12 protein-coding genes and 1 pseudogene are annotated in these 13,591 nt (G+C 60.2%); 5 read left to right on the forward strand and 8 right to left on the reverse strand.

All coding sequences use genetic code 11. The features are described 5' to 3' along the window. Nucleotides 1-9: 9 nt before the first annotated feature. Together OVA07_RS17520 and OVA07_RS17525 are read right to left on the reverse strand one after the other, a co-directional pair. Nucleotides 10-864: an SDR family NAD(P)-dependent oxidoreductase gene (locus OVA07_RS17520; RefSeq protein WP_268172973.1), complete on the reverse strand. Its 855-nt coding sequence runs from the start codon at nt 862-864 to the stop codon at nt 10-12. Nucleotides 865-975: 111 nt separating this feature from the next. Next, entirely contained in the window at nt 976-1,371 is a 396-nt protein-coding gene (locus OVA07_RS17525; protein ID WP_268172975.1) for a VOC family protein, read from the reverse strand. 254 nt (nt 1,372-1,625) lie between these two features. Here OVA07_RS17525 and OVA07_RS17530 point away from each other — a divergent pair, with 254 nt between their 5' ends. Genes OVA07_RS17530 through OVA07_RS17545 form a run of 4 tightly spaced genes read left to right on the forward strand, consistent with a single transcriptional unit; the run spans nt 1,626 to nt 5,826 of the window. Further along, the gene (locus OVA07_RS17530) at nt 1,626-3,761 is read left to right on the forward strand and encodes an oxidoreductase (protein ID WP_268172976.1); all 2,136 of its coding nucleotides are present in this window, start codon (nt 1,626-1,628) and stop codon (nt 3,759-3,761) included. 27 nt (nt 3,762-3,788) lie between these two features. Beyond that, complete coding sequence (locus OVA07_RS17535) at nt 3,789-4,784, forward strand: alpha/beta hydrolase (protein ID WP_268172977.1); 996 nt, start codon at nt 3,789-3,791, stop codon at nt 4,782-4,784. Between the two features lie 38 nt (nt 4,785-4,822). Continuing rightward, nucleotides 4,823-5,332 carry an Lrp/AsnC family transcriptional regulator gene (locus tag OVA07_RS17540; protein WP_268172978.1) on the forward strand — a complete coding sequence of 170 codons (510 nt, stop codon included), beginning with the start codon at nt 4,823-4,825 and terminating at the stop codon, nt 5,330-5,332. 5 nt (nt 5,333-5,337) lie between these two features. Further along, nucleotides 5,338-5,826 (forward strand): Lrp/AsnC family transcriptional regulator, encoded by a 489-nt coding sequence (locus OVA07_RS17545; RefSeq protein WP_268172979.1) that lies wholly within the window; start codon nt 5,338-5,340, stop codon nt 5,824-5,826. A 55-nt stretch (nt 5,827-5,881) separates the two neighbouring features. On the opposite strand, the gene OVA07_RS17550 is transcribed toward OVA07_RS17545, so the two are convergent. From OVA07_RS17550 to OVA07_RS17575, 6 genes and pseudogenes are all read right to left on the reverse strand, one after another. Further along, complete coding sequence (locus OVA07_RS17550) at nt 5,882-6,994, reverse strand: flavin-dependent monooxygenase (RefSeq protein ID WP_268172980.1); 1,113 nt, start codon at nt 6,992-6,994, stop codon at nt 5,882-5,884. A gap of 224 nt (nt 6,995-7,218) precedes the next feature. After that, a complete protein-coding gene (locus OVA07_RS17555; RefSeq protein WP_268173295.1) occupies nt 7,219-7,725 on the reverse strand; it encodes a hypothetical protein in 507 nt (168 codons plus the stop codon). Between the two features lie 40 nt (nt 7,726-7,765). Beyond that, nucleotides 7,766-7,933: pseudogene (locus OVA07_RS17560) on the reverse strand (hypothetical protein); the annotation flags it as partial. Between the two features lie 37 nt (nt 7,934-7,970). Then, the gene (locus OVA07_RS17565) at nt 7,971-9,110 is read right to left on the reverse strand and encodes a hypothetical protein (protein ID WP_268172981.1); all 1,140 of its coding nucleotides are present in this window, start codon (nt 9,108-9,110) and stop codon (nt 7,971-7,973) included. Continuing rightward, nucleotides 9,111-9,686, reverse strand: a complete 576-nt coding sequence (locus OVA07_RS17570) for a TonB-dependent receptor plug domain-containing protein (RefSeq protein WP_268172982.1) — start codon at nt 9,684-9,686, stop codon at nt 9,111-9,113. A 389-nt stretch (nt 9,687-10,075) separates the two neighbouring features. Next, nucleotides 10,076-11,506, reverse strand: a complete 1,431-nt coding sequence (locus OVA07_RS17575) for an NAD-dependent epimerase/dehydratase family protein (protein ID WP_268172983.1) — start codon at nt 11,504-11,506, stop codon at nt 10,076-10,078. Between the two features lie 139 nt (nt 11,507-11,645). On the opposite strand from OVA07_RS17575, the gene OVA07_RS17580 reads away from it, so the two are divergent. Then, nucleotides 11,646-13,574 carry a flavin-containing monooxygenase gene (locus tag OVA07_RS17580; RefSeq protein WP_268172984.1) on the forward strand — a complete coding sequence of 643 codons (1,929 nt, stop codon included), beginning with the start codon at nt 11,646-11,648 and terminating at the stop codon, nt 13,572-13,574. Nucleotides 13,575-13,591 lie beyond the last annotated feature (17 nt).

The raw sequence follows: 13,591 nt of genomic DNA on the forward strand, positions 1-13,591 counted from the left end.
CAGCATGGATCAATCGACCGCGATCTGGCGGGCGAGGTCGGGCATGATCGGCGGGATCTGGTCCTGCAGGAACCGGATGCGCCCCGCGATGATCTGCTCGCTCATCTCTGGCTGGCTGTGCACCCAGAATTTGTTTTCGGCCATCTGTTCAAGAAACAGGCGACAGCCTTCGTCAAGATCCATGCCGTAATCGCGCATCATTTCGAACATGGCGCGGCGGTGGTTGGCGGCATTGTCCGGCTCGCCCGCGCCCGCTTCCGCGTTGAAGATATTGGTGCGCATCATGCCGGGCACGATGGTCGAGACGTGGATCGGCAGGTTCTTCAGTTCCATTTCCAGATAAAGGCATTCGCTGAACGCCTGCACCGCGTGCTTGGTAACGGTATAGGCCGTCTGCCCCGGCATCTGGCCGAACGCGCCGACCGACGAGAGATTGCCAATCCACGCTTCCTTTCCGCTGGCAATCATGCGCGGCACGAAAGCGCGAACGCCGTGGATCACGCCATGCACATTGATGTTGAGCGTGGCTTCCCAGCGCGCTGCAGGCACTTCCCAGGTGTTGCCCACGGTTTCGATACCGGCATTGTTGATAAGCAGGCGCACTTCGCCGTGACGATCGAACACCAGTTCGGCCAGACGGTCGAGTTCCTCAGGCACTGAAACATCGACCTTTTCGGCCTGCGCCTTGCCACCGGCCGCCATGATCGCAGCCACTGTTTCGGCAGCGGCCGCTTCGTTGATGTCGGTGACGACCACGGTCATTCCCAGCGCTCCCGCACGCCGGGCAAGGCCCGCACCGATGCCCGATCCCGCCCCGGTGACAACGGCAACGCCGCCATCGAATACATCTTTATCCCGTGCCATCGCACAGTTCTCCCAAAAGTGGCGCACAGCACTGCACGGCGATGTGCCAGTTATAAGTATTTACTGACTATCATAAAACGGCGAAGTCAATCGCTTCAAAACCAGCCCTTGTCAGTGCGCAAGCATCTGCACGTTTTCGCACAGCGCGCCTTCAGGGTCGGTCGAGAAAACCACGCGCACGCCATGATCGGCTTCTTCACGGATCGGACCGACCAGCTTGCCGCCATTGGCGGTGACTTTTTCGACCAGCGCATCCAGATCCTCGACGACGAAGCCCAGAATCACCTGTTGATCGCGCGGCGCATCGCGTTCGGTGAAGTTGAACATGACCAGCGATCCGCGTGTCCAGTCACCGCCGGGGGCCAGAATCACTTCGCGGAAGGGTTCGCCATCGCTGCTGCCGGCAACGCGCTGAACCACGCCATAACCATAGACGGCCATGTAATAGGCGGCCATCGCCTCCTCATCGCGGCAGATCAGCTTGGTAAAGGTTGAAAGTGCGGTCATATTGAAATGCTCCTCAGTTCCCGGCCTGGTGGGTTTTGCACGGATTGCAGATTCCGCTGCAGTTATCCTTGATTATCGTAGATCAATCGCGCATTGATTACGCAATGACAAGCTGAAAGGCGCATTGAGAGGATAAATGCGGGTATCGCCGTGTCGGCGTTTTAACGCCGGCCATTTCGGCAAAACGCCCTCCCCCTCAACTTCGCCTCTCAACAAAGCCACTGTTCGGCAATTTTGTGAGAAAGACTGCGCCCGTGTCCTCCAATCTTTACCCGCACCTGCTTTCGCCCGGTCGCATCGGCCCGATGGAACTGAAAAACCGCATTGCCGTGACCGCAATGGGAGTCAGCCTTTCAGAAGATGATGGCACCGTGGGCGAACGCATGATGGCCTATCACGAGGAACAGGCAAAGGGCGGCGCGGCGCTGATTATTTCGGGCGTTACCGGCGTGGCTTGGCCGGTCGGCGCAGTGGCGATGCAGCAGACGGCAATTTCGGACGACAAGTTCATCCCCGGCCTGAAAGCGATGACCGACCGCGTTCACGCCCACGGCGCAAAGATCGCGGCGCAATTGCATCACGGCGGCTTCGTTGCCGGCTATAGCCATTCGCGGTGGGGACATCCGCTGTGGGGGCCTGCTGTTCCGCCGCCGCCCAAAGGCAATTTCACCGACTATTTCCTGATGGAAGAATTGGCCCAGCTGGCCGGGATGAAGGCGCCACAACTCAAGATTCTGGATAAAGACGACATCGCCATCGCGGTGCGCCAATTTGCCAACGGCGCGCGCCGCGCCAAGCAGGCCGGGTTCGATGGCATCGAAATCCACGCAGGGCACGGCTATCTGCTGTCCTCGTTCACATCGCCCTACACCAATTCGCGCACCGACGAATATGGCGGCAGCCGCGAAAACCGGCTGCGCCTGACGCTTGAGGTGATTGCGGCAATCCGGGCCGAAGTCGGTCCCGATTACCCGGTGTGGATCAAGATCGATTCGCGCGAAGTGGGCAAGCCCGGCGGCATCACGCTGGATGACGCCATCGCCAATGCCAAGATGGTCGAAGCGGCTGGCGTCGATGCCATCACCATCACATCCTATCACGATACCGGCATCGGCAAGCTGCATTCGGAATCGAACATTCCGCATCAGGAAAACTGGAACCTTCCAGCCACTGCCGAAATCCGCAAGGCAGTGAAAATACCGGTGATCGGATCTGGCCGGATCGAGGTGGACAGCGCCGAAAGCGCCATCGGCAAAGGCGAGGCTGATTTCATTGCGATGGGCCGCAAATTGCTGGCCGACCCACATCTGCCGCGCAAGTTGACCGAAGGCCAGACCGAAAAAGTGCGCCCCTGCGTCTATTGCTACACCTGCGTTTCGGCCATCTACATGGGCCAACCGACGCGCTGTGCGGTGAACGCCGGACTGGGCTTCGAGTTTGAAAATGAGCCGGAAGCGGCGGGCGCGAACCCCAAGCACGTTGCCGTGATCGGCGGAGGCCCAGGCGGCATGGAATCGGCGCGCCGGCTTGCCGCGCTGGGCCACAAGGTGACGCTGCTGGAAAAATCCGACCGTCTGGGCGGCACGCTGCGCTTTGCCAGCCTGGCCTATGAACCCAACGAACGCATTCTCGAATGGCTGCGGCGGGAGGTAAAGGAAGCAGGCATCGAAGTGCGCCTGTCCACGGTCGCCACGCCTGATCTGCTGCGCGCGATGAAGGTGGACGCAGTGATCGTGGCCACGGGTGCCACGCGCGGGATGCCGCCGATTGCCGGGGGCAATCAGGATCACGTCTATTCGGGCGATGACATGCGCCGGATGATGCTGGGCGAAAGCTCTGACGAGTTGAAACGCAAGACAGGCCTGTTCACGCGCCTTGCCACCAAAGTCGGCGCGGCCACCGGGGCCACCGCCAATCTGGCACTGGTGCGCAAGGCAACTCATGCATGGATGCCGCTGGCCGATACCGTCACCATCATTGGCGGCGAACTGGTCGGCCTTGAACTTGCCGAATTCCTCAGCGAACGCGGCCGCATCGTCAACGTGATCGAAGAAGCGCCACGTCTGGGCAAGGGGCTGACACTGGTGCGCCGGATGCGTCTGCTGGCCGAACTGGGTGAACATGGCGTCGGCCTGCACGGCGGCGTGAGCGGAATCGAGATCGGCGCGGATAGTGTCACTTTCACCGACATGTCGGGCGTGCGCCAGACGGTGCCCGGCGGCAACGTGATCGTGGCAAAAGGCGCGGAAGGCGACCTGTCGCTGGCCGATGCGCTCAGTGCAGAAGGCTTTGCCGTCCATGCCATCGGTGATGCCACCGGCGTCGGCTACATCGAAGGCGCAATGCGTGGCGCGCGCAATGCCGTGCGCGCCGTGGCACAGGCTGCCTGACCGTATCGTGGCTTAAAGGATGACGTGATGCGCAGTTACAAGGTTGAAAATGGCGTGGTGGATCTCGGCAGGGTCCATCTCGACGTGCCCGATACCATCAGCGATGAAGCCAAGGCCTATCTCCGCTTCGACCCCAACCAGCAGATGCCCGAAGACGCGCCGCCAGTGCCGATGTGGCTGATGCGCGAACCGCTGGCCCCGATGTTCGAATGGCTGAACCAGCAGGCGCTCGAAGCCTTCCCCTGCGACATCGTGGAAACCACGATCGATGGCGTGCGCTGCCACCGGATTACGCCGAAGGGCGGTGTCCGCCATGCGGGCAAGCTGCTGATAAACCTGCATGGCGGCGGCTTCGTCATGGGGTCAGGCTCACTGGTCGAAGCCATCCCGATTGCCGCGGAAACCGGCTGCGAAGTGATTGCTGTGGACTATCGACTTGCCCCGGAACACCCCTTCCCCGCTGCGGTGGATGATATCGTCACGGTCTATCGCGATGCTCTCAAAACGTATTCGCCAAGCGATATTGTCCTTTTCGGCACATCCGCTGGTGGTTTCTTGACCGCGATGGCAATCATGCGGTTCAAACAGGAGGGCCTGCCATTGCCGGTTGCCTGCGGCGTGTTCACGGCAGGCGGCGATGTGACGCAACTGGGTGACACCTTCAATTACCTTACGCTTTCAGGCTTTTACGGCCATCTGGGCGCGCCGCTGGATGATCCGCAGTGCGAGCGTGGCGTGTTTGTCGGCAATGCAGATCGCAACGATCCGCTGCTTGCGCCGATCAAGGGCGATCTATCGGATTTTCCGCCAACGCTGCTGGTCACCGGCACGCGCGATGCGGTGCTCAGTTCCGCAGCCCTGTTCCACCGCGCCTTGCGCAAGGCAGGCCGTGATGCCGACCTGCATGTTTTCGAAGCCATGCCGCACGGGTTCTGGTTCAGCGTGGCTATGCCGGAATCGCGCGAGGCGATTGATCTGATGGCCCGTTTCTTTGAACGCCATCTTGGCATCGGCGCAGCGTGAAGCACTCTTCTGAAGAGCGGCGCCCTGAAGAGCGGCGCATGGCGCGCAAACAGCCTGCCGGGTCACGCAACCTGCAAGGCACGACGATCCCGGTCGACGCGACGGACGTTGCGATTATCCGTGAATTGCGGGCCAACGGGCGTGCGAATAACCAGCAGATTGCCGAGACGCTGGGGCTGACGGCGACGACGGTATCGACGCGCATCCGTCGGATGGAGGATGCCAACCAGTTGCGCGTGGTGGCCGTGTCCGACTTTTCGGCGCATGGCTTCAACGTGCTGTTGCGCATTTCGGTGTCGGTCGATGGTCGCCCGGCATCAGACGTCGCCAACGAACTGGCCGCGCTGCCCGAAGTGGTGGCAGCCCACATGGTGACCGGCGGATACGATATCGACATGCTGGTGGCGCTGCACGATTTCGATGACCTGTCGGACTTCCTGCTCGACAAGCTTTCGGGCGTTCAGGGCATCCGCACGCTGACCCCGGCCATCGTTGTCGACATCATCAAGTACCAGTTCGACGTCGCCCCGATTGAAGGAAAGGCATAACCGCCGTGGCAGTCCCCCAGCTCGACACGCTCGACACGCAACTGGTCGACATGCTTGGCCGCGATGCGCGCGTTTCCAACCGCCGCATCGCCGCAGAACTCGGCGTGACCGAAGGCACCGTGCGCGGGCGCATCAAGCGTTTGCAGCAGGACGGGTTGATCGCTTTCACCGCGATCACCGGCTTTCAGATCGAACAGCGCGCGCGCCTCGCCTTCATCAACATTCAGGCCGAAGTCGATCGCGTGCGCGAAGTGGCGGCTACGATCAGAGACATACCGGAAGTGAACGCCGTGCTCATCACCATGGGCCATTTCAACATCACCGCGATGTGCCTGATCGATGATCTCGATGCCTTGGTCGAAGTGGCATCAGACCGTATCCTCGCTTTGAACGGCGTCCGCCATGTCGAGACATCGATAGCGGTCAGGACCGTCAAATATAACGACCGCATGGCCAAGATCACCAAGCCTGCCGTGATCTTTGAAGATGATTAACCGTCCCGCAGCATGAAGGGCGCTGCGCACGGCGCCCCTCATGCCAATTTGCAGATCAGAGGAAATAGTCGCCGTTTTCACCACCCATCAGGATAGTGGCATAGTTGCGGGCAAAGCCCACCGGATTGTTGGCGACATGCGCGCGCGCCATGCGCACATCATGCCACAGATCCTGAAAACCATTGCCGCTATAGACCGACCTGCCGCCAGCCACATCCATCAGCAGATCCATCGCCTCGATGCACCGATCAGCGACCAAACTCGCCTGATAGCGATAGCGGACCCGATCGGCCAGGTCCGGCTTCCATCCAGCCTTTTCCATCGCCTCGAAATTGCTGACCATCACCGTCAGGCATTCTTCGGCAAGGTTCGATGCGCGGGCAATTCGTTCCAGCACATCGGGGTCCGTCGCGCTTTTGCTCATGTCGGTGGAAGACAGGCCAACCCGGTCACGGAACAGCGAAACCGCGTGGCGAACCGCGCCAATCGCGCTGGTATTGACCACGCGGATGAACACTTGCGCCCACGGCAGGTCATAAACCGGACTGGTCTGGTGATGGACCGCGTTAAAGCCGTCCATCTGCTTGTGCGTGCGATGTTCCGGGACAAAAACCGGGGCGTCGATCACGATGTCGTTCGATCCGGTGCCCTGCAGGCCCATCGTGTGCCAGGTGTCTTCAATCCGGTAATCACCGGCAGGGACAAGGAACGTGCGGTGCCCTTCGCCTGCCACCATACCGCCCAGCAGCACCCAGTTGCAATGCAGGCTCCCGCTTGACCAGCCCCACCGGCCTGACAGCATGAACCCGCCATCCACCTGCTCAACCTTTGCCCCGACCGGGTTGTACGAACTTGATATCATGGCATCGGGGCCTGTGCCGAACACTTCATCCTGTGTTTTGGGGGCCATCAGCGCAATCTGATAGTTGTGGACAGCCACGATGCCCAACGCCCAGGCCGTGCTCATGTCCCGTTCGGCAATGGCAATCTGGTCAATGAAGAAATCCTGCGGCGTGCCTTCCTGCCCGCCAAAGCTGGCTGGCGTGAAGTGCCGAAAGAACCCATCGCCGCGCAGGGCATCGACCACGACGTCCGAAATGCGCCGCGCCTTTCTGCCTTCGGCGGCATGGGCTGAAACAAGGTCTAGCGTTCTGGCCGAGACCGTCATTGATGAAACTCCTGCAAATTTAACGCGCAGTTTTTGAATCCGTGATCTACGCAAAATATTATAAATTTGTGGTTAGACCGGATTATCGCACAATTGCACGAAGATTTTTCGCACATTGCACAAAAGTGCAGTTTCCAAGACCATCGCGCTGGCGTGGTCCGATTCAAAATGGGGGCTGCCGTTCCAGCAACCCCCACTCCTTATACCGGGCGATGATCCGGTGCTTACCAGTTGAACTTCAGCGTAGCGCCGAATTCACACGGGTTGGTCAGATTGACCTGCCGATACCCGGAATTGAACGTGCCAGCGATCAGCGAATTGACAGTGCCGTTGCCAAGCCCAATCGCGGTGTTCCGGCGCTGGTCGAGCAGGTTGCGGGCAAATACGTCGAACTCCCATTTGCCATCGTTTGAGCGCAGCCCGACAAACATGTTGAGCAGTGCGCGCGACTGATAGGTGTATTGCGCCCGCTCTGATGCAAAGCCGGGGCGATAGGTGAACAGCGCCCGCACAAATGATGTGACCGTGCCCATCGGCACGCGCACTTCGGTGTTGGCTGTCAGGCTGAAGTCTGGCGTTTCGGCCAGACGGCCCGTTGCCGTGCAATAGCTGACGTTGCCCGATCCCGAAACTTTGGGGGTTCCGGTCTGGTTTGGCACGCCCGTTCCGGCAAAATCGTTGCAGGGCACGCGCGCATTGTCGAATGCGGGCCTTGGTATAGGCTGCGGCAAGGCCAAGGTTCCAGTTTTCGGTAACGCGCCCGTCGAAAGAAGCCTCAACGCCCTTTACCGTGGCATCGCCATTATAATTGAAATCGAACAAGCCGTTCGTCGGCTGGTTTGCCGGCGCGTTGTAGTAGACGCCGGTGAAGCGCGACAGGAAGTTGTCGACCTTCTGGTAATAGGCCGACAGGGAACAGTTCACACGGCGGCCAAGCATCGTTCCTTTGATGCCCGCTTCCACGGAATCGCTCTTTTCATCCGTCGTGCGGATCAGATCGGCCGATATCCCTGCAGGTACGGCCACCCCGGTGCTTGCTGCCCGGAACGAGTGGCCATGCCGCAAACACGTTCATTTCAGGCGAGATGGCATAAGAGACGTTCACGCCACCGGTAATGGGCTTGTTGGTGTTCCGCTGCAGGTTTGCCGGAATGATCTCGGTCGGTCCCGAATTTGCCGCGCCGGTCAGCGTCAGCTGCGTCGTCTGGATCGATTTCATGATCGAATAGCGCACGCCCCCTTCGATGGAGAGCGGACCAGACCGATAGCGCAAGTTGGCGTTGAACGACCAGGTTTGATTGTTCACCGGCACGTTCACGCGCGTGGCGATGCCCAGCGTGTTGGGAAGCGTGAAGGGCGTGAAACCGGGGAACGGAACACCGATGGCCGCAAATGGCAGGTTGACCTGCGCATTGGGGCTCACCGCATACCAGAACTGCGAAGCATCCTGATTGACCACCGTGGTGCCGACCTGTCGGGTGTAGAAAGCGCCGACGCCCCAGCCCAGCCCTTCGCGATTGTTCGATGCTATGCGCAGTTCGGCAGTGTCCACCTTGTAGGGCGTGTCGACGTTCGAATACTGCACGTAATTCGGCAAGGCGTTGGTCACATCCAGATCACGCTGGATATTCAGCCTGCTGAACTGGTGTGCCCCCACCAGCGAAACGGTGGCTGCGCCAAGATCGTATTCGAGGTTCAGGTTGACGAGGTGGGACTTGTTGAGGTTGCGGAACAGCCCATCCTGCACCGAGGCATAGTCATCATTGGTGAGCGCCGGGCCGGAAGGCGCGCTCGTGTCTGGTACGAATACCCCGGCCAGGGGCGCTGGCAGATCGCCCAGCCCCGGCACAGGTATCGTGAAATAGAGGCTGTAAGGATTGTTGCCGGTGCCGATGACCTGCTGAAACTGGCGGTTGTCCGCTTCAAGATATTGGTAGGTCAGATAACCGGTAAAGCTGTCGGTCGGCCTCCAGCCCAGCGTAACGCGCGCGCTTTGCGTGGTGCTTTGCGACCGCTCATTGCGGGTGATGTTGCGCACGTGGTTCAGGCGGTTGCCGTCCACCAGCGCGGCCACGCGGATCGCCAGCTTGTCCGAGAACGGCAGCGATGCGCCCATCTATGCATTATAGCCCGCGCGCGTGGTGCCGCTGATCTGGGCGTATCCCTCCGGCGCGTCAAAATTGGGGCGGCGCGTGGCGATGGTGATGGCACCGGCAGGTGCCGAAAGACCGCGCAGCAAGCCCTGCGGTCCGCGCAGCACTTCGATCTGCTGAATATCATAGATCGCAGTATAGACCGTCTGCGGATCGGTCGGAATTTCGTTGTAATAGACCTGAACGGCCGGCGCTGTGCCCTGATCGGGATCGAAGGTGATGCCGCGCAGCGTCGTCGTATTGTTGCGGCCGGTGGAGTTGGTCAGTTCCAGACCGGGCGCCAGTTGCTGGACATCTTTGACGTCGAAGATCTTGAATGTCTCAAGCTGCTCTCCGGTCGCGACGTTGACGGTCATAGCTACGTCCTGCAACTTTTGCGATTGGCGCGTTGCGGTGACGATAATCTCGTTGCCGGTTACTTCGCCGGCAGCGCCCGGCTGTGCTTCTGTAGCGTCGGCGGCGAATGCCGCTACGGGCATGGTCATCGCCATCAGGCTTCCGCCGATCAGCAACGACAACTTCAGAGCCTCGGATTTCATGCGTCCTCCCCTTTTGGTGCTGGCAGCCCTTGCGTCGAGCCTGCCGCGTTCATTCATGCCTTCAACAGTTCGTTCGCCGGATAGTTGTCCGGCCAGATCGGATGCGGATCGCAGTGCGCGTTCGATGGGATGGGAAAGGAAGCGGGCAACAGATTTCCCGCGCTCGCAGTCGCTCACGCCGACCGCAACGCCGCCTTCACATCATCCTCTCGATAGCCTTCACTGGCGATTTAATTAAAAGTTAGTATTAACTAACATTCTCATCCCGATGCGTCAAATCGTTTATGGTCATTTATGACCATTTATGCTCTTTTGGCGAAAACTTGCCGACCTTTGCGTAGCGCTGTGGCGTGAACGCCACGCATTGCGCCTGTCCGCACGCAACCGCTTCAATCACAGTCTGGCCAAACCTGGGCGAAAAACGGGTTGTCCGCCTTGTTCGCGTCATAGCTCGTCTGATCGATCATGCACGTCGGGCACCAATGGCCACCTTTGAGATAGAGGCGCGGGGTCATCGTAAAGTCATGACCAAGCGCACAGCGCAATTGCGCCGGAGCATCCGGCTCGCACGAAGCGCCGAGGAAGGCGCCGCCACGAAACCGGGCTGCCGCCGCAAGATCACTGGCCGACCAGTCGCTTTCAGCCTTGGCCGTACAGTATCCGTGGTCCAGCAGCGAGACTTCGCGCGAAGGCTGGCGAAATTCGAAGTCGGCCCAATCGCGCGGCAGCTTTTCCCACGCCTCACGCGATCCGAAGTAGGCGGCGATGTGCGCCCTGTCGTCATCCGCAAGCCAGTTGAGCGTTCCGCCCGGCCCCTTGGCCAGCTTTTCCATCCGCGCGCGGCCCGCTCCGGGAAAGAGCCGTGCAATCAGCCGCACCAGCACGGGCATACCTGCCACCATGTCGCGCGCCCAGTCTTCCAGCGTTTCCGACCGAAACGGCACCAACGCTTCCAGCCGGTCGGAATCAGCATACCACTGCCCGTGGAAATTGCGCGTGGCGAACCAGTGCGGGCGATAGCTGGCAAAGGCGTCCTTCTGCCCCAGCGCTCGTGCCGTGATCTGTGCGAATTCGTGGTTGACCACGCGCAGCTTTTCACCGCCGCCGATGTTGTAGAACTGCCGCCAGAACGCCTGCGGCACCGTATCTTCGCACGTATTGGCGGCAAGGCGCGCGGAATCGCCCACGGTCACCCATTCGAAAACACCATTGAACGGGTTGTGAAAGATGATCGGGTCGAACGTCTTCCAGATGTCGGGGTGCGCAATACCGGTCTGGCGCAGCGAAACCCAGTTCTTCAACCCGCTTTGCGCAACGATGGCTTCGGCTTCGGTCTTGCTGACGGCGTATTGGTCGTAACGGCTGATCTTGATCGGATCGCCCGTGCGCCCCCAATGCACCGGCGCGTTGCGATGCCCGGTCTGGGCCACCGTGCCGATATAGACCAGCGCAGTCGTTTCGGCCTGCCCCGCTGCCTTGATCGCATCGACGATATTGCGCGCGCCGCCGACGTTGACCTTCATCGTCAATTCAGGGTGGTGGTCTGCCAAGGGCGATACGAGTCCACCGATGTGCAAGACCTGATCGGCACCTGCAACGCCCCGCCGCACGTCATCGGCGTTGGTCAGGTCGCCCCATAGCCATTCGACCGCGGGATTGCCGTCGAAACGTTTTACCACGGGATGATCGCGCTCTTCCGGGCGCACCAAGGCGCGCACCTTGAACCGATCGGCCCGGCCGGCAAGTTCGGCCAGCGTTGCACGGCCCATGTTACCGGTGGCCCCTGTCAGAAAAACGGTCTTCTTTGTGGAAATTGCCACCTGACTCAGCTCCCGAACGGATAATCGATCCCTTACGTTCGATTATAATGCGGCCTACGTCAACAATTGTAAGTGAACACTTCCCATCGCATTACATATAATGTAAGTGAACACTTATAACTAACGAGGAGGTACCCTGATGGCTTCGATTCTCGCTGCAGAGCGCACGGACTTTAACCCTCTGGTCGATGGGGCAGAGCTTGCTGGCGCGCTGGAAGAAGCCAATGTCCCCACGTTGCTGGCGGCTTACGCCTATCTTTCGCACGACAGCACCTTTCTCGAAAAGTTCGCCGCGCATATCCGTCCGGCGTTCTCCTATCCGCCGACCGAAATTCCCGAAGCGTTGGCCGACGAACTGCGCCTGAAGCTGCGCCGCCTGCTGACCACGGGCGAAGGACTTGCCCGCACGGAAGCACCCGATGCGCTGGTCCAGCGCATCATGTCGGTCACGGTGGGCGAGACGGTGGAGGACGAATTCATCGCGCTGGTTTATGACCAGTGCGGCTTCCGGCCGTGGATCGATCGCAGCAATCTGCCAAACCGCCCTGTCCCCAAGGCGGGTTTCAGAGTGCTGGTGATCGGTGCGGGCATGACCGGCATGGCTGCCGCCACCAAACTGCGCGAAGCCGGTTACGACTTCGTGGTCATCGAAAAGAACCCCGAGGTCGGCGGCACCTGGTACGAAAACCGCTATCCCGGCGTGGGTGTGGACACGCCCAGCCACTTCTACAGCTTCAGTTGGGAAATCTGGCCCGGCTGGCAGCATTACCACCCACACGGCGCGGACATGCAGCGCTACATGACCGGCGTTGCCGACAAGTATGACATGCGCCGCGATATCCGTTTTAACACCGCCGTGGAATCGCTGGTGTGGGACGAAAGATCCTGCATGTGGACCGTCACCGTGCGCAACGCAGATGGCAGCACCGAAGCGCTTGTCGCCAATGCGGTTATCAACGGTCATGGTCCGGTTAACCGGTTGAAGATGCCAGACATTGCTGGGCTTGCCGACTTCGGCGGCCCGGTCGTCCATACTGCCGCCTATCCCGCTGATCTCGATATAAAGGGCAAGCGCGTTGCCGTGATCGGCACCGGTGCCAGTTCCGCCCAGCTTTGCGGGGCCATCGCGCCCGATGTGGCCGAACTCACCGTTTATCAGCGCACGAAGCACTGGGTCATCTACAACCCCGAAATCGCCCACGAGGTGAGCGAGGGTATGAAGTGGGCGCTCGCCCATATTCCCAGCTTCAAGGAATGGTTCCGCTTCCGCGTCTATTGGGCTGCGGCAGACGGCCTGTTTTCCAACGTGCTGAAAGACCCGGCCTGGGCCGAAAACATGCAGGCCGTATCGGAAGGCAATGAGATGACGCGCCAGTATGCGCTGTCCTACATGCAGCAACGCTTTGCCGACCGGCCAGACCTGATCGAGAAGTTGACGCCTGATTTTCCGATTTTCTCCAAACGCATCATTCTCGACAATGGCTGGTTCGATGCCCTCGCCCGCCCCAATGTCCATCTCGAACATCAGGGCATTGCCCGCATCCTGCCAAACGGGATCGAAGCTGCCGACGGTTCGGTCTTTGAATGCGATGCGATCATCTGCGCCACTGGCTTCAACGTGTCGAAGATGGTCGGCAATCTTGTAATAAAGGGCCAGGGCGGACGTGATCTGGGCGAAGAATGGGGTGCAGAAGACCCGCGCAGCTATCTTGGCATGTGTGTGCCGGGCTATCCCAACTACTTCCACACCGTCGGCCCGAACAGCGCACCGAACCACGCGGCTGGCCAGAACCTGATTTCCGAAGCGCAGGTCAACTGGATCATCGAAGCGCTGGACCGGATCAACGAATCCGGCGCGCGCGCGTTCGAAGTGGAACGGAGTGCCTTCGATGCGTGGAACCGCAAGGTCGATGAACGGATGCCAGAGATGATCTGGACCCACCCGCGCGCCAATTCCTATTACAACAACTCCAAGGGCCGCGTCTTCCTGTCGTGGCCGTGGCGGCTCGTGGATTTCTTCAACGCGACCCGCGCTCCGGAACCCGGAAGCTACCGCCTGATCGAATGACGCGGGATCATGCACGC

Source organism: Novosphingobium sp. SL115, assembly GCF_026672515.1.
Lineage (GTDB): Bacteria > Pseudomonadota > Alphaproteobacteria > Sphingomonadales > Sphingomonadaceae > Novosphingobium.

Excerpts from the sequence above, each read along its gene's own strand:
- OVA07_RS17520 (WP_268172973.1), bottom strand. The coding sequence starts at position 864 with ATGGCACGGGATAAAGATGTATTCGATGGCGGCGTTGCCGTTGTCACC.
- OVA07_RS17525 (WP_268172975.1), bottom strand. The coding sequence starts at position 1,371 with ATGACCGCACTTTCAACCTTTACCAAGCTGATCTGCCGCGATGAGGAG.
- OVA07_RS17535 (WP_268172977.1), top strand. The coding sequence starts at position 3,789 with ATGCGCAGTTACAAGGTTGAAAATGGCGTGGTGGATCTCGGCAGGGTC.
- OVA07_RS17540 (WP_268172978.1), top strand. The coding sequence starts at position 4,823 with ATGGCGCGCAAACAGCCTGCCGGGTCACGCAACCTGCAAGGCACGACG.
- OVA07_RS17550 (WP_268172980.1), bottom strand. The coding sequence starts at position 6,994 with ATGACGGTCTCGGCCAGAACGCTAGACCTTGTTTCAGCCCATGCCGCC.
- OVA07_RS17565 (WP_268172981.1), bottom strand. The coding sequence starts at position 9,110 with ATGGGCGCATCGCTGCCGTTCTCGGACAAGCTGGCGATCCGCGTGGCC.
- OVA07_RS17570 (WP_268172982.1), bottom strand. The coding sequence starts at position 9,686 with ATGAAATCCGAGGCTCTGAAGTTGTCGTTGCTGATCGGCGGAAGCCTG.
- OVA07_RS17580 (WP_268172984.1), top strand. The coding sequence starts at position 11,646 with ATGGCTTCGATTCTCGCTGCAGAGCGCACGGACTTTAACCCTCTGGTC.